Annotated in this window: 18 protein-coding genes; 6 read left to right on the top strand and 12 right to left on the bottom strand. The window is 75.3% G+C overall.

Annotated elements, in window-relative coordinates:
• Positions 1-31: 31 nt before the first annotated feature.
• The gene (locus AC5L34_RS00925; protein WP_494823644.1) at positions 32-577 is read right to left on the bottom strand and encodes an LOG family protein; all 546 of its coding nucleotides are present in this window, start codon (positions 575-577) and stop codon (positions 32-34) included.
• Entirely contained in the window at positions 577-1,437 is an 861-nt protein-coding gene (locus AC5L34_RS00930; RefSeq protein WP_441175651.1) for an LOG family protein, read from the bottom strand. Before AC5L34_RS00930 ends, AC5L34_RS00925 begins: the two co-directional genes overlap by 1 nt.
• 290 nt (positions 1,438-1,727) lie before the next feature.
• Here AC5L34_RS00930 and AC5L34_RS00935 point away from each other — a divergent pair, with 290 nt between their 5' ends.
• Positions 1,728-1,889, top strand: a complete 162-nt coding sequence (locus AC5L34_RS00935; RefSeq protein WP_441175650.1) for a hypothetical protein — start codon at positions 1,728-1,730, stop codon at positions 1,887-1,889.
• A gap of 86 nt (positions 1,890-1,975) precedes the next feature.
• Here AC5L34_RS00935 and dapE read toward each other — a convergent pair whose 3' ends face one another.
• Positions 1,976-3,049 (bottom strand): succinyl-diaminopimelate desuccinylase, encoded by a 1,074-nt coding sequence (gene dapE, locus AC5L34_RS00940; protein ID WP_441175649.1) that lies wholly within the window; start codon positions 3,047-3,049, stop codon positions 1,976-1,978.
• 129 nt (positions 3,050-3,178) lie between these two features.
• Between dapE and dapD the strand changes: the two genes are divergently transcribed.
• Positions 3,179-4,135, top strand: a complete 957-nt coding sequence (gene dapD, locus AC5L34_RS00945) for a 2,3,4,5-tetrahydropyridine-2,6-dicarboxylate N-succinyltransferase (protein ID WP_101412659.1) — start codon at positions 3,179-3,181, stop codon at positions 4,133-4,135.
• A 53-nt stretch (positions 4,136-4,188) separates the two neighbouring features.
• On the opposite strand, the gene AC5L34_RS00950 is transcribed toward dapD, so the two are convergent.
• On the bottom strand, positions 4,189-7,557 hold the full coding sequence (locus AC5L34_RS00950) for a S8 family serine peptidase (RefSeq protein WP_441175648.1): 3,369 nt from the start codon (positions 7,555-7,557) through the stop codon (positions 4,189-4,191).
• Positions 7,558-7,655: 98 nt separating this feature from the next.
• On the opposite strand from AC5L34_RS00950, the gene AC5L34_RS00955 reads away from it, so the two are divergent.
• Both AC5L34_RS00955 and AC5L34_RS00960 read left to right on the top strand, forming a co-directional pair.
• Complete coding sequence (locus AC5L34_RS00955; RefSeq protein ID WP_441175647.1) at positions 7,656-8,213, top strand: sugar O-acetyltransferase; 558 nt, start codon at positions 7,656-7,658, stop codon at positions 8,211-8,213.
• An 80-nt stretch (positions 8,214-8,293) separates the two neighbouring features.
• Complete coding sequence (locus AC5L34_RS00960) at positions 8,294-10,948, top strand: hypothetical protein (protein ID WP_494823645.1); 2,655 nt, start codon at positions 8,294-8,296, stop codon at positions 10,946-10,948.
• Positions 10,949-11,022: 74 nt separating this feature from the next.
• On the opposite strand, the gene AC5L34_RS00965 is transcribed toward AC5L34_RS00960, so the two are convergent.
• From AC5L34_RS00965 to fdxA, 5 genes are all read right to left on the bottom strand, one after another.
• Positions 11,023-11,673, bottom strand: coding sequence for a nucleoside/nucleotide kinase family protein (locus AC5L34_RS00965; RefSeq protein WP_441175645.1), 651 nt, complete (start codon positions 11,671-11,673; stop codon positions 11,023-11,025).
• Complete coding sequence (locus AC5L34_RS00970) at positions 11,673-12,317, bottom strand: SIMPL domain-containing protein (RefSeq protein ID WP_441175644.1); 645 nt, start codon at positions 12,315-12,317, stop codon at positions 11,673-11,675. The genes AC5L34_RS00965 and AC5L34_RS00970 overlap by 1 nt, the downstream gene beginning before the upstream one ends.
• 158 nt (positions 12,318-12,475) lie before the next feature.
• Positions 12,476-13,528, bottom strand: a complete 1,053-nt coding sequence (locus tag AC5L34_RS00975; protein ID WP_494823646.1) for a prephenate dehydrogenase — start codon at positions 13,526-13,528, stop codon at positions 12,476-12,478.
• Between the two features lie 5 nt (positions 13,529-13,533).
• A complete protein-coding gene (dapC, locus tag AC5L34_RS00980; protein ID WP_441175782.1) occupies positions 13,534-14,640 on the bottom strand; it encodes a succinyldiaminopimelate transaminase in 1,107 nt (368 codons plus the stop codon).
• Positions 14,637-14,963, bottom strand: coding sequence for a ferredoxin (gene fdxA, locus AC5L34_RS00985; RefSeq protein WP_091422126.1), 327 nt, complete (start codon positions 14,961-14,963; stop codon positions 14,637-14,639). Before fdxA ends, dapC begins: the two co-directional genes overlap by 4 nt.
• A 79-nt stretch (positions 14,964-15,042) precedes the next feature.
• Here fdxA and AC5L34_RS00990 point away from each other — a divergent pair, with 79 nt between their 5' ends.
• On the top strand, positions 15,043-16,002 hold the full coding sequence (locus AC5L34_RS00990) for a GNAT family N-acetyltransferase (protein ID WP_441175642.1): 960 nt from the start codon (positions 15,043-15,045) through the stop codon (positions 16,000-16,002).
• A gap of 24 nt (positions 16,003-16,026) precedes the next feature.
• Here the strand turns inward: AC5L34_RS00990 and AC5L34_RS00995 are convergent, their stop codons facing one another.
• From AC5L34_RS00995 to mshB, 3 genes are all read right to left on the bottom strand, one after another.
• Entirely contained in the window at positions 16,027-16,494 is a 468-nt protein-coding gene (locus AC5L34_RS00995; protein ID WP_441175641.1) for a hypothetical protein, read from the bottom strand.
• Between the two features lie 78 nt (positions 16,495-16,572).
• Positions 16,573-17,010 (bottom strand): hypothetical protein, encoded by a 438-nt coding sequence (locus AC5L34_RS01000; protein WP_441175781.1) that lies wholly within the window; start codon positions 17,008-17,010, stop codon positions 16,573-16,575.
• A gap of 17 nt (positions 17,011-17,027) precedes the next feature.
• Positions 17,028-17,954 carry an N-acetyl-1-D-myo-inositol-2-amino-2-deoxy-alpha-D-glucopyranoside deacetylase gene (mshB, locus tag AC5L34_RS01005; RefSeq protein ID WP_494823647.1) on the bottom strand — a complete coding sequence of 309 codons (927 nt, stop codon included), beginning with the start codon at positions 17,952-17,954 and terminating at the stop codon, positions 17,028-17,030.
• Between the two features lie 87 nt (positions 17,955-18,041).
• Here mshB and AC5L34_RS01010 point away from each other — a divergent pair, with 87 nt between their 5' ends.
• Positions 18,042-20,183 carry a S9 family peptidase gene (locus tag AC5L34_RS01010; RefSeq protein WP_441175640.1) on the top strand — a complete coding sequence of 714 codons (2,142 nt, stop codon included), beginning with the start codon at positions 18,042-18,044 and terminating at the stop codon, positions 20,181-20,183.
• The last annotated feature ends 93 nt before the right edge of the window (positions 20,184-20,276 follow it).

Here is a 20,276-nt window from a genome sequence, read left to right on the forward strand (position 1 = left end):
GCGCGGGGGCACGGGGGCGGGTGGGGTGGGGTCAGGTCAGCTGGCGTTCCATGGCGTCCAGGGCGGCGGGGACCGTGTCGGTCACGGTGAGCAGGCCCAGGCCGGCGGGCTTGAGGAAGGTCTGGTCGGCCAGCGCGCCCAGCCAGTCGAGCACCGGGCGGTAGAAGCCGTCGGTGTCGACCAGCACCATCGGCTTGGCGTGCAGGGCGAGGGTGGCGGTCGTCCAGACCTCGAACAGCTCGTCGAGGGTGCCGAGCCCGCCCGGCAGGGTGAGGAACGCGTCCGACTTGTCGATCATGACAGTCTTGCGGCTGGCCATCGAGTCGGTGATCAGCAGCTCGTCCGACGCCAGGTCGGCGACCTCCAGGTCGACCAGCGACTGCGGGATCACCCCGACCGTCCGACCGCCGGCGGCCCGCGCCCCGTCCGCCAGCGCGCCCATCATGCCGACGCACCCGCCGCCGCTGACGAGCGTGTGCCCGCGCCGGGCGATCTCCGAGCCCGTCTCGGCCGCGAGGTCCAGCCAGCGCTGGTCGAGCGTACGGGAGGAGGCGCAGAACACGCAGATCGCCGCCATCAGCGCTCCCGGTTCTCGTCGCCCGCCTCGGCGGCGGCCTGCTGGTCGGCGGCGGTGACGGCGACGGCCTCCTCGCGGACCGCCTCCTGCTCGACGTTGAGGGCGGCCTCGGCCTCCACGATGTGCCGGACGGCCGCGTCGACGTCGTCGGTCACGCGAATCAGGTCCAGGTCGACCGGACCGATCTTGCCGTCGGCGGCCATCGTGCCGCGCAGCCAGTCGAGCAGGCCGCTCCAGTACTCCGCGCCCATCAGCACCACGGGGAAGCGGGTGACCTTGCCGGTCTGCACCAGCGTCAGCGCCTCGAAGAGCTCGTCCATGGTGCCGAACCCGCCGGGCAGCACGACGAACGCCTGGGCGTACTTGACGAACATGGTCTTGCGGGCGAAGAAGTAGCGGAAGTCGATGGCCAGGTCGACCCAGTCGTTGAGGCCCTGCTCGAAGGGGAGCTCGATGCCGAGACCAACCGAGAGCCCCCCGGCCTCGCTGGCGCCCCGGTTGGCCGCCTCCATCACGCCCGGCCCGCCGCCGGTGATCACCGCGTAGCCCGCCCGGGCCAGGGCGGCGCCCAGCGCCTCGGCCAGCTGGCACTCCGGGCTCTCCGGCCGGCTGCGGGCGGAGCCGAACACGCTGACCGCCGGGGGCAGGTCGGCGAGGGTGTCGAAGCCCTCGACGAACTCGGAGAGGATGCGCAGCGCCCGCCAGGCGTCCTTGGTCTTCCAATCGCCACGCCCCCGCGAATCGAGCAGGCGCTGATCGGCCGTGCTACTCGTGATCGCCTGTCGGCGCAGCGTCACGGCCCCCCGGTGCCGTTCCTGTCCCGGCTGGCGGCCGGACTCCCGCCCGTTGCTCTGACCCATGGGAGCCACCGTAGTGGAGCGGCACCCGCCAGGTGCGGGCACCACGAGCCGGACCTGCGCCGACCGGCGGAGGCGGCTCTCGGGCGACGCTCGGCGACGCGCCGGACGACGGCGGTGCGGCGGACGACGGCGGTGCGGCGGACGACGGCGGTGCGGCGGACGACGGCGAGCTCCGGCGGCGACGACCGGAAAATAATCTCCGATCTTGGGCAACTAATTCGGTCGCACGGACGTCTTACTATTCACATACCGGGTATGCCCCGGCGCGCGCCTTCGGGGGAGGAGTCAGCGTGATCAGCAACAGCGAGATGATCCGGATCCGGCGGCAGATGCAGCGCCGCATCCGCGACGTGGTGGCCGAGCGCCGCCGCGCCCGCCTGATGGAACCGTCCACCGATCAGGGCGGCCAGACCGACGCCCGGCCCGCCGCCGAGGCGTCGACCACCGTCTGAGCCGCACCGGCAGCACCGTGAGCGGAGGGTCCGCGTCGTCCGACGCGGACCCTCCGTCCATGCGAGGAGGCCACCCGCCCCGGGCGTCAGGCGGAGGCGAGCCAGCGGTGCAGCGTGGCGGCGCCGTCCCGGATCTTGCTGATCTCGACGTGCTCGTCCGGGTGGTGGGCCAGGTTCGGATCGCCCGGGCCGAAGTTCAACGCCGGGACGCCCATCGCGGCGAACCGGGCCACGTCCGTCCAGCCCAGCTTGCCGATCGGCTTCGCGCCCACCGCCGCCACGAACTCCTTGGCGGGTGCCGCCTCCAGCCCGGGCGGGGCGCCGGCGGCCGAGTCCGTGACCCGCACGTCGAAGCCGGCGAAGACCTCGCGCAGGTGCGCCTCGGCCTCGGCCGGGGTCCGGTCCGGCGCGAAGCGGTAGTTGACCTCGACCTCGCACCGGTCGGGCACCACGTTGCCGGCCACGCCGCCGTGGATGCGGACCGCGTTCATCCCCTCGCGGTAGTCGCAGCCGTCGATGGTGACCCGCCGCGCCTCGTAGTTGGCCAGCCGGTCGAGCACCTCGCCGGCCGCGTGGATCGCGTTCACGCCGTGCCAGGAGCGGGCCGAGTGGGCGCGTACGCCGGTGGTGGTGACGACCGAGCGCATGGTGCCCTGGCACCCGGCCTCGACGATGCCGTACGTCGGCTCCAGCAGCAGCGCGAAGTCCGCCTCCAGCCACTCCGGGTGCGCCTCGGCTACCAGGAAGAGGCCGTTGTACTTCGACTCGATCTCCTCCGCCTCGTAGAAGAAGTACGTCACGTCGTAGCGCGGGTCGGGCAGGCTCACGGCCAGGTGCAGCGCGTACGCCACCCCGGACTTCATGTCGGAGGTGCCGCAGCCGTACATCAGGTCGCCGCGCATGGTCGACGGGAAGTTGTTGTTCAGCGGCACCGTGTCCAGGTGACCGGCGAGCACCACCCGCTGGTCGCGGCCCAGGTCCGTCCGGGCCATCACCGTGTTGCCGTGCCGGTACGTGCTCAGGTGCGGTACGCCCCGCAGCACCTGCTCCACGCAGTCGGCGATCGCCTTCTCGTTGAGGGACACGGACTCCATGTCGACCAGCGCTCGGGTCAGCGCCACCGGATCGGCCAGGACCTCGGGGGTCAGCGGGTTCTCCATGGTTCGCACGGTACCGTCAGGTCGGGCGCGTGAGGAGCGAGCGTTCCGGGCGGCCGGCGTCAGAGCGCGCGGCCGCGCGGGGCACCTGGTGACCCGCCCGCCCGGCAGCCACGAACGAGAGGTGAATCAGTGACGTCCGAATCCGCCTGGGGCATCGGCCTGGCCACCGTGACCGCTGACGACCAGGTGCTCGACACCTGGTACCCGACCGGCAAGCTGGGCCTCGGCAAGCTGCCGCTGGTCGCCGGCGAGGACGAGGCGGACGTGCTGGACCTGCCGCCGGGAGCGGTCGGCGACCGGGCGCTGCCCGGGCTGCGTACCGTCCAGGTGGTCACCGTGATCGACTCGCTGGACGACCCGATCAAGGATGCCGCCGACGCGTACCTGCGGCTGCACCTGCTCTCCCACCGCCTGGTGCGACCCAACGAGCTCAACCTCGACGGCATCTTCGGCAAGCTGGCGAACGTGGCCTGGACCTCCGCCGGGCCGTGCCCCCCGGAGCGGGTGGACGAGCTGCGGGTCATCGAACGGGCCGCCGGCCGCCACCTGGCCGTCTACGGGGTGGACAAGTTCCCCCGGATGACCGACTACGTGGTGCCGTCGGGCGTGCGGATCGCCGACGCCGACCGGGTCCGGCTCGGCGCGCACCTGGCGGCCGGCACGACGGTCATGCACGAGGGCTTCTGCAACTTCAACGCCGGCACGCTCGGCACCTCCATGGTCGAGGGGCGGATCGTGCAGGGCGTGGTGGTCGGCGACGGCTCCGACATCGGCGGCGGCGCCTCGATCATGGGCACCCTCTCCGGCGGCGGCACCGACAAGGTCCGCATCGGCGAGCGCAGCCTGATCGGCGCGAACGCGGGCGTGGGCATCTCGCTCGGCGACGACTGCATGGTGGAGGCCGGCTGCTACATCACCGCCGCCTCCAAGATCACCCTGCCGGACGGCCGGGTGGTCAAGGCCCGCGAGCTGTCCGGGGTGGACAACCTGCTGTTCTGGCGCAACTCGGTGACCGGTGCGCTGGAGGCGAAGCAGCGCGCGGGCCGGGGCATCGAGCTGAACGCCGCGCTGCACGCCAACGACTGACGGGTCGCCCCCGCCGGGCCCGCGATCGGCCGCGGACCCGGCGGGGGTACGCCTCAGCGCAGGCGGTACGCCTGGATGACGCGCTGGGTGACCGTGTTGCCGGCGGTGTCCCGGGCGGTGGCCCGCAGCGAGACGTGCCCGGTGCCGTCTGGGTGCCGCACGGTGGCCGTCCAGCCGTCCCCGCCGGGGCGGACCCGGGCCCGCTGCCAGGTCTTCCCGCCGTCGTAGGAGGCGTCGACGGTCAGCGCGGCGATCCGGGTCCTGGGCGCGCCCGGCTGCCGCTGCACCTCCACCGGGATCGCGAAGCTCCGGCCCGCCGGGGCGGCATTGTCCCGGTCCAGCCGGGGCGCGAACCGGATCGCCGACGCCGGCAGCGCGACCGGGTCGTCCCCGCCGACGTGCCGCGACCGGAACGTCCACGTGGCCGCCACCTCGGTGGCGAGGTCGGTGAAGCTCCGCTTCGACGACACCTCCAGCCGGTAGTCGGCCGCGCCCGGCGGCACGTCGAACCCGCCGTACGCCGGCTCGGGCGTCTCCCCGACCAGCACGCCGTTGCGGTAGAGGGCGGTGCGGGCGGTGTCGGCGACCGAGCCTCCCGCGTGCCCCTCGGCGTCGCTGTGCAGCGGCAGGCCCACCTCGATGCGGTCGCCCTGCCGGGTGATCCCCGCCGCCGGGAACGACGGCCCGTACGGCGCGCTGTTCCAGCTCTCCCGGTAGTGCCGCCCGGGACGCAGGCTGCGCGCCTCGGAGAAGAGGATCGCCTTGAGGTCGGCCCAGCCCTCGTCGGTCGGCACCCCGAAGTCCAGCTCGGAGGACCAGCGCACGCCCCGGGTGTTGTAGTGCTCGACCCGCTGCCCCGGCGTGGCGGTACGCAGGCCGACCGCCCAGCCGCCGAGGTCGGGATCCCGGTGCGCGAAGACCAGCCGGTCGGTGACCAGCCCCGGGCTGCCGCCGTTGAACCGGTGGGTGACCGTGGCCAGGTCCTTCGCCCGGTAGTGCCGGACGAAGCCGGTCGGCATCCGGCCCGGCACGGCCTCGCTGAGGGCGTAGAGGTAGGGGCTGCTCGCCGCTTCCAGGTCGGCCCACTGGCTGCTGACCGTGGCGACGAACCGTTGTGCGGGCACCGGTTGCCCGAGCCCGGCGGTGAAGAGACCGCCGAAGTCGGAGTCCAGCAGGCCGAAGGTGTAGCTGCCCGTCTCGGCGAGGAAGCTCGCCTCGGTGACGACGAGCGCCGGGGTGGCCGAGCGCTGCGGGACGCTCATCCGGACCGGCTTGCCCCGTCGGGCGTCGAGGGTGATCCGCGTGTCCCCGCCGACCACCAGCTCCGGCTGGACGAGCTGGGTGGCCGCGGTCAGCTCCTCGCCGTCCACGTCGAACACGTAGCTGACCAGCCCGTACCGGCCCTTGGGGACCCGCAGCTCGGCGGTGCCGTCCGGGTCGTACAGGTCGAACGGGTTCAGCTCGTCCAGGGAGACCAGCGTGGTGCTGTGCTCACCGGCGGGCGCGCCGGCGCGGTTCAGGTGCCGGGCGGTCACCGTGTAGCTCTCCACCTCCCGGTGCACCGCCACGGGGGTCACGGCCACCACCGCGCCGCCGGAGCGGGCCACGATCCGGCCGGTGTAGTGACCGTCCGGGCCGTCGACCCGGGTGTCGGCGGTGATCGTGGCGCTCGCCGTGCCGCCGCCCGGCACGCTGATCCGGCTCGCGCCGAGGGTGAACATGCCCACCGGGGCGGGCCTGCCGTCCGGGCCGGTCGCCTCGACGGTCAGCTCCAGGTCGGTGGCGGCGCCGTCGTTGCGCCAGGTCACGGTGCGGGTGATCGGGGTGTCGTCGTGGTGCGGCCAGAGTGCCCGTCCGAGCGACACGCTCGGCGGGTCGCTGGTCACCGTCTGCCGGACCGCGCTGGCCAGGTCGACCCGCCCGGCCCCCTGCTCGTACGCGGTCAGCTCGGGGTTCGGCTTCGCCGAGGACATCAGGAGGGCCTTGAGCCGGTCGGCCTTCCAGTCGGCGTGCTGCTGGGCCAGCAGCGCCGCCGCGCCGGTGACGTGCGGGGCGGCCATCGAGGTGCCGGAGAGCGAGACGTACCCGTCGCCGGCCGGCTCGCCGATCACGCCGTCACGGCTGCGCGCCGCCACGATGTCCACCCCGGGGGCGGTGATGTCGGGCTTGAGCGCGTCGTCACCGGTGCGGGGGCCACGGCTGGAGAAGTCGGCGAGGCTGTCGTCCCGGTCGACGGCGCCCACCGAGAGGGCGGCGTCGGCGGTGCTGGGGGAACTGACCGGCGCGAACCGGCCGGAGTTGCCGGCGCTGATCACGAAGAGGGCGCCGGTCTGCGCGGTGAGCGTGTTGACGGCCTCCTCCAGCGGGTCGACCTCCGGGGTGTCGTAGCCGCCGAGGCTGAGGTTGACCACGTCGGCCCGCTGCTCCACCGCGGCCCACTGCATGCCGGCGAGGATCGCCGACTCCGGGCAGCCGTACGTCTCGCAGACCTTGCCGTCGAGCAGCGTCGCGTCGGGGGCGACGCCCCGGAGGCGACCGCCGGAGGCGGCGCCGCTGCCGGCGACGATCGAGGCCACGTGGGTGCCGTGCCCGACCACGTCGCCCGCCGCCGACTCCTCGGTGAAGTTGCGCACCTCGGCCACCCGGCCGGACAGGTCGGGGTGCGTGGCGTCGATCCCCGTGTCCAGCACGGCGACCCGCACGCCCCGACCGGTGAATCCGGCCCGGTGGGCCTCCGGCGCGCCGATCTGCGGCACGCTGCGGTCGAGCGTGAGCTGACGCCGGCCGTCGAGCCAGATCCGGTCGGCGCCCCCTGCCGCGCCGACGCGTGCACCGGCGGCGGTGACCGCCGCCCAGACCTCCGTGGCGCGCCGCTTGCTCGCCGTGGCGGCGAGGCCGCCGACGGCGGGCAGCTCGCGGGTGACCGTCACCCCGCCGGGCACGGCCGAGCGCCGGGCCGCCCCGTTGCCGCCCGTGATCAGCAGGGGCAGGTGGTCGCGCCGGGCGTCGTCGTAACCGGCGGCGACCAGCTCGGTGACGTCGAACAGCCGCCGGTCGACCCGTCCCTCGCGGATCGGCGCCACGGCGTCCTCGGGCACCACCGAGAGGTGGCCCCGATCGCGTCGGGTGAGGAAGCGGACGTCCTCACGCCCTGGCGCGGGGCGCACGCTGGCGCGGGAGCCGGTGACGGTGACCCGGTCGCCGGTGAGCAGGGTGACGGTGACCGGGCGGTTGCCGGTGCCCGCCGCCGGGGCCGACGGGGCCGGGACGGGACGGGGGGCCGGATCGGCGGGCGCCTGGGCAACGGCCATGCCGGGGGTGCCGAGCACCACGCCGAGCACCAGACCGAGACCGACCAGTTTTCTTCTTCGCTGCAACGGATCCTCCTCGTCGGGCGTTACTACCTGTAGGGATGGACGCATTGACAGTCATCAGGATTGCATACCGAGTATGCAAAATGAAGACACGAAGATGACGGACCAGCCAACGATCGGGCCCCGTCATCGGGGATGATCGGCCGGTGACCTCCATGAAGGAACGCATGCTGGCCGGCGAGCCCTACATCGCCGAGGGCCCGGAGATCGCCGCCGACCTGGACCGGGCGACGCGGCTGATGGAACGCTTCAACCGCAGCCCCGCCGCCGATCCCGAGGCCCGGCTCGCCGCCCTGCGCGACCTGCTCGGCGAGGTGGGCGAGGGCACCCACGTCCGACCGCCGCTGTACGTCGACTACGGCCGGTACGTCCGGATCGGACCGCGCAGCTTCGTCAACTTCAACGCGGTCCTCCTCGACGTCGCCCCGATCACCATCGGCGCCGACGTCCAGATCGGACCGAACGTGCAACTGCTCACCCCCACCCACCCCGTCGAGCCCGGGCCCCGCCGCGACAAGTGGGAGGCGGCCAAGCCGATCACCATCGGCGACAACGTCTGGCTCGGCGGCGGGGCCATCGTGCTCGCCGGCGTCACCATCGGGGAGAACACCGTCGTCGGCGCGGGCGCCGTGGTGACCAGGGACCTGCCGGCGAACGTCGTCGCCGTGGGTAACCCCGCCCGGGTCGTACGCCAGCTCGACTGACCACGATCAAGCCCACCACCTGCACAAACACCCTCCAAGCCCTGGCGTTTCGCACCCGGCACCCGGCACTGTGGGTGGTGATGTCGTCACCAGGGGGCGAGATGGTCGGTCGGGTTCTCGAACTGCGCGTGCACGGGGTCTCCAACACTCCCCCGGGCCAGATCCTCGGCCTGCGCCCGGCCCCCGGCGAAGACGCGCCCCTGCCGCCCTGGCTCGTCGCGGGCGGCCCGGTCACCGGCTTCTACCGCTCCCCCGCCGCCGAGCCCAACGACCCGGTCGTCGTCGAGGCGTACAGCTGGGGGCAGTTGACCTCCGGCGCGCGTACCGCGCGCGACGTCGAACGCGCACTGTGGACGCTGCTGCTCCCGTTCACGCTGGCCAACGTCGCGCTGCACGCCCGGCCGTCCATCCCGGCCGACCCCGGCACCGAACGCTGGCACAGCACCTCGGGGATCACGGCGTGGTTCATCCGGCTGTTCTGCCTGAGCCTCACCGGCACCCTCGCCCTCACCCTCACCGCCGTCGGGGTCGACCTCGTGGGCTGGCAGTGCGTCGACCAGGACTGCCTGCGCCGGATCCCGGGCCCCTGGGAGTTCCTCGGACGGGGCTGGTGGAGCGAGGGCACCAGACCGATGGCCGTCGGCCTGATCGTGCCCCTCGGCGCGCTGGCCCTGCTCGGCCTGGTGAGCTGGCGCACCTACCAGTACGAGGCACAGATGCCCGCCGAACCGGTGCCCCCACCGAGGGCTCCGCGGCCCGCCGACGCACCGCCGGACGGACCGCAGCAACCCGAGGCGGGCCCGGCCGCACCGGACCCACCCCCCGGCCCGCCCGCGAACCCGTTGCAGGACCGCACCTTCTGGATCGGCGAGGGTCAGCTGCGCAGGGGCGCCGTGCTGCACCTGTGCACCGGCGTGGTCGTCGCCGCCGCCGTACCGCTGGGGGTGGTCCTCGCCCTGGACCCGCCCCGGGGCGCGCGGGCGGTCGTCGCCTGGTCCACCGTGGCGGCCCTCGCCGCAGTCGTGGTCGTCGCGGTCGTGGCCCTCGCCGGACCCGACCTGACGCGGCGCGCGGGGGCCACCCCGCTCGGCCGGTGGAGCATCACGGTCGCCGCGCTCACCGGGGTCGGGCTGGCCGGCACGGTGCTGATCCTGCTGCTGCCCGACGGCCCCGCCGGTACGCCCCTGGCCGACCTGCGCCCGGCCCGCGGCTGCGCCCGCACCGCCGGCGCGCCGGCCTGCCCGGCCGACCGGTCGCTGCCCGGTCTGAACTGGATCGTCGCATGGCTGGGCACGGGACAGTTGCTGCTGCTGATCGCGATCGGCGCGGTGGCCCGGTCCGGGCGGCGGGCGCTGGCCGCGCCGGCGGCGGCCGCCCTGCTGCTCGTTCCCGGGTTCGCCTGGTTCACCGGGTGGCTGCCCGGGCTGCCACCCGCGCCCGCCGCGCTGGAGTTCTGGACGGTCGTCGTCCTGATCGTCGCCCTGGCCGCCACCGGGCTGCTGCTGCCGCGCGTCCCGGTGCCGCTCGGGCGACAACCCCTGGGGCCCCACACCGACCTGGCCTGGGGCGGGCGCGCGCCGGCGCTCCTCGCCGGCTTCGGCTGGATGCTCTGCGTCTCCTACAGCGCCGGGCTGCTCTACTGGGTCACCGGCCGGCTCAACGGCGGCCCGGCCACGGGCGGGTCCTCCCCCGTCGCGCCCCCGGTTCCGGTGCTGTGGGCCGGGCTCGTCTTCGCCGCCGCCCTGCTCGCGCTCGCCGCCACCGTCGTCCGGGCCGCGCTGCTCTACCTGCGCCTGCGCCGCCACGAGTACGCGGAGGCGACGGCGCGCACCGGCGTCCCCCTCTCCGCGCACGAGCTGCGGCGCTGCCGCGACGTCGCCGCCTGGCGCGCGCTGCACCGACTGGTCGGCGAACACGCCGTACGGCTGGTCGGCTGCTACGCAGCCGTGTCGCTCGTGCTGGCGACCCTCTCCTGCGCCGCCCTGCTCAACCACAGCCCACCGCACCCCACGGTGGCGACCGGCGGCGCGGCGGTGGTCGAGTGGATCTCCGAGATGGGTGGGCGGCTGCTCGGCTGGCTGCCGGTGCTGATCGCCACGGTGGGCATGCTGGTCTACCGCAACGACGTCGTCCGCCGCTCCGTGGGCGTGGTCTGGGACGTGGGCACCTTCTGGCCCCGGACGGCGCACCCGCTGGCCCCGCCCAGCTACGCCGAGCGGGCCGTACCCGAGTTGCAGACCCGCGTCGCCGGACTGCTGGCGCTCCCCGAGCACGACCCCCGGGGCGTGGACGGGATCATCCTCTCCGGGCACAGCCAGGGCACGGTGCTCTGCGCGGCGGTGCTCCTGCAACTGCCGGCCCGCGCACGCCGGCGGATCTGGTTCTTCTCGTACGGCTGCCAGCTGACCCGGCTCTACGGGCGGGTCTTCCCCGGCTACTTCGGCCCGGACCGGCTGCCCGTACTCGCCGACGCGCTGACCCCGCCCGGCGACAAGGTCCGCTGGACCAACTTCTGGCGCGACACCGACCCGCTCGGCTGGCCGGTCACCGCCGGGGAACGGGACCTGCCCGTACGCGACCCGGAGGCGCTGCACCCCAGCGACGGGGAGGTGGCGGACCCCCCGATCCGCAACCACAGCGGCTACCCCGAGGCGCCGGAGTTCCACCGGGAACGCTCGCGGGTGGCGTGGCTGCTGCGCCGGGGCGTCCCGGTACCCCGGCCCGGCTCCGGCTGACGCCGCGTCGACGCCGTCGGAGCGCTGTCAGGGCGTCGCCGGGGAACGGCGACGGCGCTGAGCGTGGATCCCCGTCAGGGCGTCGGTGGCGGCTCGGCGAGGCGGACGACCAGGTCGGCGCGGTGCGCGGTGCCGGCGACCAGGGCGGCGTTGGCCTCGTCGCTGCCCGTCGCCCACGCCCGGGCCTGTTCCGGCGACCGCCCGTACGCCTCGTGCCGGGCGGTCAGCCGGCGCAGCCGCAGCTCGGCGTCCAGGTCGAGGAACCACGCCTCGTGCAGCAGCTGCCGCACCTCGTCCCAGGGGGTCGCGTCCACCAGCAGGTAGTTGCCCTCGGTGACCACCAGCCGCACCGACGGCGGCACCTCGATCGAGCCGGCCACCGGCTCCTCCAGGTCCCGGCGGAACGCCGGCACGTAGACCGCCGTCGGCTCCAGCCGCCGCAGGCGGCGCAGCATCGACACGTAGCCGTTGGCGTCGAAGGTGTCCACGGCACCCTTGCGCTCCGCCCGGCGCAGGCGGCGCAGCTCGGCCTGAGCGAGATGGAAGCCGTCCATCGGCACCAGCCGGGCCGTCGGGCCGACCTCCTCGACGATCCGCTCCGCCAGCGTCGACTTGCCCGCGCCGGGCGGCCCGGCGATGCCCAGCAGCTGCCGCGGGCCGGCCTCGGCGAGCGCGCGCGCCCGCGCCACCAGCTCGCCGGTCCCGACGACCCGGCCGGCGGCCATCAGCCGAGGACCGGCTCGCTGATCGCGAACCGCGCGTGCACCGCGGCGTGCACGGTCTGCGGCTGCGGGTCGAGCTCCAGCTCCGGCGGAGCGCTCTCCGCGCCGTCGGCCGCGTACGCCATCCGGCTCATCATCGGCTGCTCCGCCGCGCCCGCGTCGGCCAGCTCGATCAGGGCGGTGACCCGGGCGCCGAGGGCCTCCGCGTACTCGCGGGCCCGCAGCAGGGCGTCGGCGAGCGCGGCGTGCCGGGCCTCCCGGTGGGCCGGGCTGCCCGGCCGCAGCGCCCACCACGGCCCGGCCACCTCGATCTGGTCCTGGTCGGCCAGGCGCAGCATCAGCTCGCCGAGCGCGGTGAAGTCGCTGACCGTCACGGTGGTGGTCACGCTCCCGCTGTACGCCACCACCCGCTCGCCGGAGCGTCGGGTCTCCGGCCGTACCCGCAGCTCACCGGTCTCCCGCCGGTCGATGCCGGTGCCCTCGGCGTCGAGCAGCACCCGGACGGCGGCGGCCCGCTCGGCCAGCCGGGTCAGGGTGGCCTCCCGTTCGCGGTCGCGCGCCCTGGCGGTCACCGCGAACCGGGCGATCTCCGGAGCCACCTCCCGGTACGCCTCGCCGCGCACCGCCACCACCGGTCCGTCCACCATGCCCTCACCCTAACCGCGCACCCACCGACCCGCCCGCCGTCCGGAGCACGCCGGACGGGGGCTGGCCCTGCACGTCGGCACGTACCGGCTGCCCCACGGGTCGCGGGCGGCGGGGACGTCGACCGTGCCCGCGCCACGGCGGCGGAGCCGGTCGCGGGTCAGGCCGGCGCGGTGCCCGCCGGGGCGTGCGCGGTGTAGGAGACCGTGCCGGCCGCGACCCGACAGGCGCTCAGGTGCCCACCGCCCGCGCCCAGCCGCCGCAGCCAGGCGACCTCGGCGGCGTGGTCGCCGCCCGCCGGGAACTCCCGTACGGAGGTGTCGAACGGGCGGGCGAGCAGCGCCGAGCGGGTCGCCTCGGCCTCGGCGTACAGGGCGGTGAGGGAGGCGGCGTCGCCGGCCCGCAGCGCGCCCGCCAGCCGGTCGAGGAAGGCGGTGACGCCGACGAGGCCGTCCAGCACCCGGTCGCGGTTGCCGAGCAGCATGCTGGCGGTACGCGCGGCCGGGGTGCCGGCGACGCGGGTGCCGTCCCGGAAGCTGCCGGCGGCGAGCGCGAGGACCGCGTCGCCCAGGGCGGCGTGCCGGGCCGCCCCCGCCAGCGCCCCGGCGAGCAGGTGCGGCACGTGGGAGGCGAGCGCGGCGGCCTCGTCGTGCTCCTGCGGGGACATCGGCACCACCCGGGCGCGGAACACGTCGACGACCAGGGCCGCGAGCCACCGGAACGCGGCCGTCGCCGGGCCGTCGGACGGGCAGAGCACCCAGGCGGCGGAGTCGAGCAGCGCGGCCGTGGCGGAGGTGAGCCCGGCGGAGTCCGCGCCGGCCATCGGGTGACCGGGCACGAACCGGTCGACGAGGCCGTGCCGCGCGGCGAAGGCCGCCAGCTCGGCCTTCGTGCTGCCGACGTCCGTCAGTACGCAGTCGGGCGGGGCCGCCCGGGCGACCCGCAGCAGGGTGTCCGCAAGGGTGGGCAGCGGGCCGCAGAGCAGCACCACGCGGCGCCCGGCCACCGCCTCGTCGAGCGTCTCCGGGGCCTCGACGCCCTGCCGCCGGGCGTACCGGCGGGTCGCGGGGTCCGGGTCCCAACCGGCGACGTCCAGGCCGGCCGCGCGCAGCCGGAGCAGGACGGAACCGCCGATCAGGCCGGTGCCCACGACCGCCGCCCGGACCCCGGCCCAGCGCCCGGCCGGGTCCGGCGCCGACGCGTCGGTCGTCATCGCGCTCAGGCGCGCAGCCGGCCGGCGACCGCCGCCACGTGCTCGTCGGACTCGGTCAGCGCCACCCGCACGTGCTGCCGACCGCCCGGACCGTAGAAGACGCCGGCGGCCGCGAGGATGCCCCGCCGGGCCAGCCAGTCGACCGTCTCCCAGCAGTCCTCGCCCCGGGTCAGCCAGAGGTAGAGCCCGGCCTCGGAGTGCTCGACGGTGAAGCCCGCGCCGGTGAACGCGGCGTGCAGGACCTCGCGCCGGGCCCGGTAGCGCTCCCGCTGCTCGTCGGCGTGCCGCCCGTCGCGCAGCGCGGCCACCATCGCCGCCTGCACCGGCGCCGGCACGATCATCCCGGCGTGCTTGCGGACCTTGAGCAGCTCCGCCACCAGCGCCGGGTCGCCCGCCACGAAGCCCGCCCGGTAGCCGGCCAGGTTCGACCGCTTGGAGAGCGAGTGCACGGCCAGCACCCCGTCGTACGAGCCGCCGCAGACCTCGGGCGAGAGCACCGAGACGGGCTCGGCGGACCAGCCCAGCGGCAGGTAGCACTCGTCGCTGGCGACCACCGCGCCGCGCTCCCGGGCCCAGTCGACCACCTTGCGCAGGTGGGCCGCCGGCAGCACCCGGCCCGTCGGGTTGCCGGGCGAGTTGACCCAGACCAGGCGTACGCGTGGGGTGGGGCCGACGGCCGTCAGCGAGTCGGCGCGTACGACGGTGGCACCCGCGAGCCGCACCCCGTCCTCGTACGTCGGGTAGGCGATCGAGGGCACCACGACGACGTCGCCGGGGCCGATCCCGAGCAGGGTCGGCAGCCAGGCGACGAGTTCCTTCGAGCCGATCGTCGGCAGCACGCCGAGGCCGTCGACGCCGGCGCCGCAGGCCCGCGCGACCCAGGCCGCGATCGTCTCGCGCAGCACCGGCGTCCCGGCGGTCAGCGGGTAGCCCGGGGCGTCGGACGCGTCGGCCAGCGCCCGCCGGATCACCTCGGGCACCGGGTCGACCGGCGTACCCATGGAGAGGTTGATCAGACCCTCAGGATGCGCCGCGGCCAGCGCGGCCGCGGCGTCCAGGGTGTCCCAGGTGAACTCCGGCAGCCGCGACGAGACCGGCGCCGGCCGGTTCAGTGGCCCTCGCCGCGCGGCGGCTGCGCGGCGACGAAGGTCGCGTCCTTCTCCACCTTGCCGATCTTCGAGGCGCCACCGGGCGAGCCCAGCTCCTCGAAGAACTCGTAGTTGGCGCCGGTGTAGTCCTTCCACTGCTCCGGCACGTCGTCCTCGTAGAAGATCGCCTCGACCGGGCAGACCGGCTCACAGGCACCACAGTCGACGCACTCGTCGGGGTGGATGTAGAGCATCCGGTTGCCCTCGTAAATGCAGTCGACCGGACATTCCTCGATGCAAGCCTTGTCGAGCACATCCACGCACGGTTCGGCGATGATGTAGGTCACCGGTCTTCTCCTCCGCAAGACACGCCGCGATCACCCGCGACGGTAAGAGCCTAGTATCTCGCCGGGGAGGGGGTCGATCGTGCTCCGACAGCAGGATGTGGGACACCGGATCGTGGTTCGCCGGATCGTGGGCATCCGCGAGGGCCGGCCGCTCTTCTCGGACGCCCTCGGCGAGCTGGTCGAGCTGAGTGAGACCCACCTCACGCTCGCCACCGAGCAGGGCCGGCTGCGGGTCCCGGTGGCCGAGGTGCACCGGGCCAAGCGGGTGCCGCCGGCCCGCCGGCCCACCGCCGCGGCGGTGGTCGAGCTGGAACTGGCCGCCGACGAGGCCTGGCCCGCAGCCGTACGGGGTCGGCTCGGCGACTGGCGGCTGCGCGCCGCCGACGGCTGGACCGGCCGGGCCAACTCGGCGCTGCCCGTGGGCGACCCGGACCGGCCCCTGCCCGCCGCGCTGGACGCGGTGGAGCGCTGGTACGCCGACCTCGGGCAGCCGCCGATGGTCAACACCCCGCTGCCGCTCGCCGCGCCGGTCGGCGCGGAGCTGGACGCCCGCGGCTGGGTCGGCCGGCCGCCCGTACTGGTGCAGACCGTGCCGCTGGCGGGGCTGCCGCCGGCCGCGCCGGAGCACGCCGGGGCGCCGCCGGTCGCGCTGGCCACCGCGCCGTCGGACGACTGGCTCACCGTCGCCGCCGGCCGCAAGGGCGGGCTACCGGACGCCGCCCGGCACGTGCTCACCGCCGTGGACCAGGTCCGCTTCGCCCACGTGTACGCCGACGGCGCGCTGCTGGCCATCGGCCGGGGCACGGTCACCGGGCCGGGACGCTGGCTCGGGCTCAGCCTGATCGAGGTGCTGCCGGAGGCGAGGCGGCAGGGCCTGGCGGGCCGGATCATCCGCGCCCTCGTCGACTGGGGCGCCGCGGCCGGCGCCTCCCGCGCCTTCCTCCAGGTCGAGCAGCGCAACACGCCGGCCGTGGCCCTCTACCGCTCCCTCGGCTTCACCACCCACCACACGTACCTGACCCGCACCCCACCGGCCTGACCCGTCCGGCCACGGCGGGGCGGGTCAGCGGCGGACCACGCGGCGGGGCTTGGTGGCCCGGAGTTCGGCGTAGCGCTTGAGGGACTGGGAGCGGTGGTCCAGGCCGAGCGCCGTGAGCAGCAGGTAGCCGAGCAGCACGCCCACGCCGGCCGCCGCGAGGTAGAGCCAGATCTGGGCGAAGAAGGTGCCGGCGCCCCCGCCGAACGGGTTGTCACCGACCAGCAGCGGCCCCACCAGCACCGTCAGCAGCAGCGCGACCCCGACCGCGGCGGCCAGGTCCGCACCCCAGGCGGCCACCGGCTGACGCCTGCCCCAGACGAAGGCGACCGCGGCCAGGACCAGCCCGATCACCACGAACATCCCCAGCGACACCCGGTCGGCGGCGGCCGTGTCGTCGCCGTCGAAGCCGAACCGGGTGACCAGCCGGGCGACCACGTTGACCGCGAACAGCGCGACCGCGAGAACCGCCGTCCCGCGCCACCGCTCACTCATCGCACGCCTCCCGCCGTACCGCCCGCCCCGGCGGCGGGCCTCCTGGCAGGAATGTCTACCACCGGAACCGGTGCGGCGTCAGTCCCCCGAAGGGACCGGCGGCGGCGCCAGGATCTGCCGGAAACCCATCACCGCGAAGGTCATCGCGCCGGCCACGATCATCGCCAGGCCGACCCAGTTGTCGCCGGAGACCAGCAGGTCCCCCTCGGCGGTGCGGACCGCCGCCACCGCCATCAGGACGAACCAGGGGGTCGCGGGCAGCGCCACCGCCCACCGGCGGCCGACGGCCTCGTGCGCGAACCAGCTCAGCGCGATGTTCGCGCCGATGGCGACCAGCACCGAGACGCCGATCAGTTGGCCGCCGACCCGGAGCGTGGCCAGCAGCAGCTCCAGCACCGCGGTGAGCGTCCCGCCGAGGACGGCGATCAGCCCGCCGGCCACCCGCAGGGCGAGGTCGAGCAGCCGCCGGGACCGCACGGGCGGCGGCGGGGCGGTCTCCTCCGGGGCGGCCGACATCGACGCGACGGGCAGAGTCACCGGAGACCGGCAGCCGCGACCGGGGACCGGTCCGGGCCGTCGGCGACGTCGAGCCCGGCGAAGAGGTCGTCCTCCCAGCCGTACGGGCCGCTGCCCGGCCCCTTCTCCCCCAACGCGAGGGTGTAGTACTCCACGCCCATGAACTCGCTGCCGAAGTTGCCGGCGATCGAGTAGAGCCAGGAGGCGTCGGGGATCTGGGTGGCGTGCGCGCGCATCGCCGCCTCCTTGGCGGCGTGCTGCTCGGTGGCGTCGATCCGGGCGGCGATCTGCGCGTCCGGGGTGCCGAAGGGCAGCTCGGAGATGTCCTGGATGCCGGCGAAGGGGTTGTCGGCCGCCTCGGCGAAGTGGGTCAGGCCGGCCTCCAGCACGCTGAGCGGCATCGCGGTCCAGTAGACCTTCGCCGGGGCGAAGCCCTCCGCGCCGGCCAGCTCGTACGCGCGCATCGCGACCCGGTGCGCCTGGATGTGGTCCGGGTGGCCGTAGAAGCCGTTGTCGTCGTAGGTGACCATGACCTGCGGGCGTACCTCCCGCATGATCTCCACCAGGTGCCCGGCGGCCTCGTCGAGGTCGGCCTGCCAGAATGCCCGGGGGTGCTCGTTGGTGGCGAGGCCCATCATGCCGGAGTCGCGGTAGCGGCCGGCCCCGCCGAGGAAGCGGTGGTCGGTGACGCCGAGCGCGGCGCAGGCGGCGTTCAGCTCGGCGATCCGCCAGCCCCCGAGCTGGTCGGCCTCGGCTGCGGCGAGCTGGGCCAGCGCCGGTACGTGGATCTCGCCCTCCTCGCCGAGGGTGCAGGTCACCAGGGTGACGTGGGCGCCGGCGGCGGCGTAGTGCGCCATCGTCGAGCCGGTGCCGATGGACTCGTCGTCGGGGTGCGCGTGGACCAGCAGGAGGCGGCGGTCAGGCAGCGTCGTCACGCCGGTCACTCTATCCGGCGGTTCTCCTCCGCCGACCCTGACGCGTCCGCGCAGGTCGGCCACATCACCCCCGGTCACCGCTCTACGATCTGGTCTGTGGACTTTCCGGAGCTGGCTGCCCGCACCCGCCGGTTCAGCCGCGGAGCGCCGCGGGCGGTCACCGTGGCCGACGACGGCTCCCGGGTGGTCTTCCTGCGCTCGGCCGGCCCGGAGGACCCGGCCGACGCCCTCTGGCTGCTCGACGTGGCAACCGGCGAGGAGCGGCTGGTCGCCGACCCGGCGACGCTGCTCGGGGCCGACGCCGATCCCGCCGCGCTGAGCCCGGGCGAGCGCGCGCTGCGCGAGCGGCTGCGGCTGAGCGCCTCCGGCATCGGCTCGTACGCCCTCGACGGCGCCGGGCGGGTGGCGGTCTTCGCGCTGGCCGGGCGGCTGTTCCGCGCCGACCTGGTGCACGGCGACGTGGTCGAGGTGGCCACCGTCGGTCCGGTGCTCGACCCCCGGCCCGACCCCACCGGGCAGCGCCTGGCGTACGTCACCGACGCCGCCGAGGGGGTCCGCCGGGGGCAGCTGCGGGTGGTCGAGCACGACGGCACGGACACGCTGCTGGCCGGCGAGGACTCCGGGGTGACCTGGGGGCTGGCCGAGCACATCGCGGCCGAGGAGTTCCACCGCTTCCGCGGCTACTGGTGGGCGCCGGACGGCCGGTCGGTGCTGGCCGCCCGGGTGGACGAGTCCCGGGTCGAACGCTGGCACCTGCACGACCCGGCCGACCCGGCGAGCCCGCCGACCACGGTCGCGTACCCCCGGGCGGGCAGCGCGAACGCCGAGGTCAGCCTGCACCTGCTGGACCTCGACGACGGCTGGGTCGACGTGCACTGGGACCGGGAGACCTACCCGTACCTGACGGCCGTGCACTGGGCCGAGGGCGGGCCGCTGATCACCGTGCTGCGCCGTTCCCAGCAGCACGGCCTGGTGCTGGCGATCGACCCGCGTACCGGCGAGACCCAGGTGCACGCCGAGCTGGCCGACCCGCGCTGGGTGGAGCCGGTCCCCGGCACCCCGGCGCACCTGCCGGACGGCCGGGTGCTGGTCGGCGGCGAGCTGGCCCACGACGGGTACGACGCCCGCTGCCTCTTCGCCGACGGGACGCTGCTCACCCCGCCGTCGCTCTACGTGCGGCGGGTGGTCGGGCGGCTGCCGGACGGCACCGGCCCGGCCGACCTGCTGGTGGAGGCGAGCGACGGCGAGCCGAGCGAGCGGCACCTGTTCCGGGTGCGCACCACCATCGGCGGCGGCGTGGACGCCCGTCGGATCACCACCGACCCGGGCTGGCACACCGCCGCCGTGGGCGGGGACGTGCTGGTGGTGGGCAGCGCCTCGCTCGACCATCCGGGCACCCGGTGGACGGTGCGGCGCGGCGGGCAGGAGGTGGCCGTGCTGCGCTCGCTCGCCGCCACCCCGCCGTACTCGCCGCTGCCGCTGCTGGAGCGGGTCACCGACCGGCGGCTGCCGACGGCCGTGCTCTACCCGGACAACTACGTCACCGGCCGGCGGCTGCCGGTGCTGCTGGACGTCTACGGCGGGCCGGGGCACCAGGAGGTGCTGGCCGCCCGTGGGGCGTGGCTGGAGCGGCAGTGGTGGGCCGACGCCGGCTTCGCGGTGGTCACCATCGACAACCGCGGTACGCCGGGCGTGGCCCCCTCCTTCGAGAAGGCGATCCACCGCCGGGTGGCCGACGTGGTCCTGCTCGACCAGGTGGACGCGCTCACCGCGCTGGCCGGCAAGCATCCGGACCTCGACCTGGAGCGGGTGGCGGTGCGGGGCTGGTCGTTCGGCGGCTGGCTGGCCGGCCTGGCGGTGCTGCGGCACCCGGAGCTGTTCCGGTGCGGCATCGTCGGCGCACCGGTCACCGACTGGGCGCTGTACGACACCGCCTACACGGAGCGCTACCTGGGCCTGCCGGACGACGGCACGGACATCTACGCGCACCACTCGCTGGTGGAGCTGGCCGGCGAGCCCGTGCCGGCCGGGGAGGCGGCCCGGCCGCTGCTGCTGGTGCACGGCCTGGTCGACGACAACGTGGTGGCCGCGCACACGCTGCGGCTGTCCGCCGCGCTGCTGGCGACCGGCCGGCCGCACTCGGTGCTGCCGCTGACCGGGGCCACCCACATGGCCGCCGGCGGCATCGCCGAACGCCTGCTCAGGCTCGAACTCGACTTCGTCCGCCGCCACCTCTAGCCGCGCCCCGACGTGGCCGTCCCCGCCGCCGGCCGGCTCCCGCCGGGCGGTGGCGCCGCCGAGCAGGTCGCGGGTGGGCGGCCCACAGACACG

The organism is Micromonospora sp. ZG13, assembly GCF_059359355.1.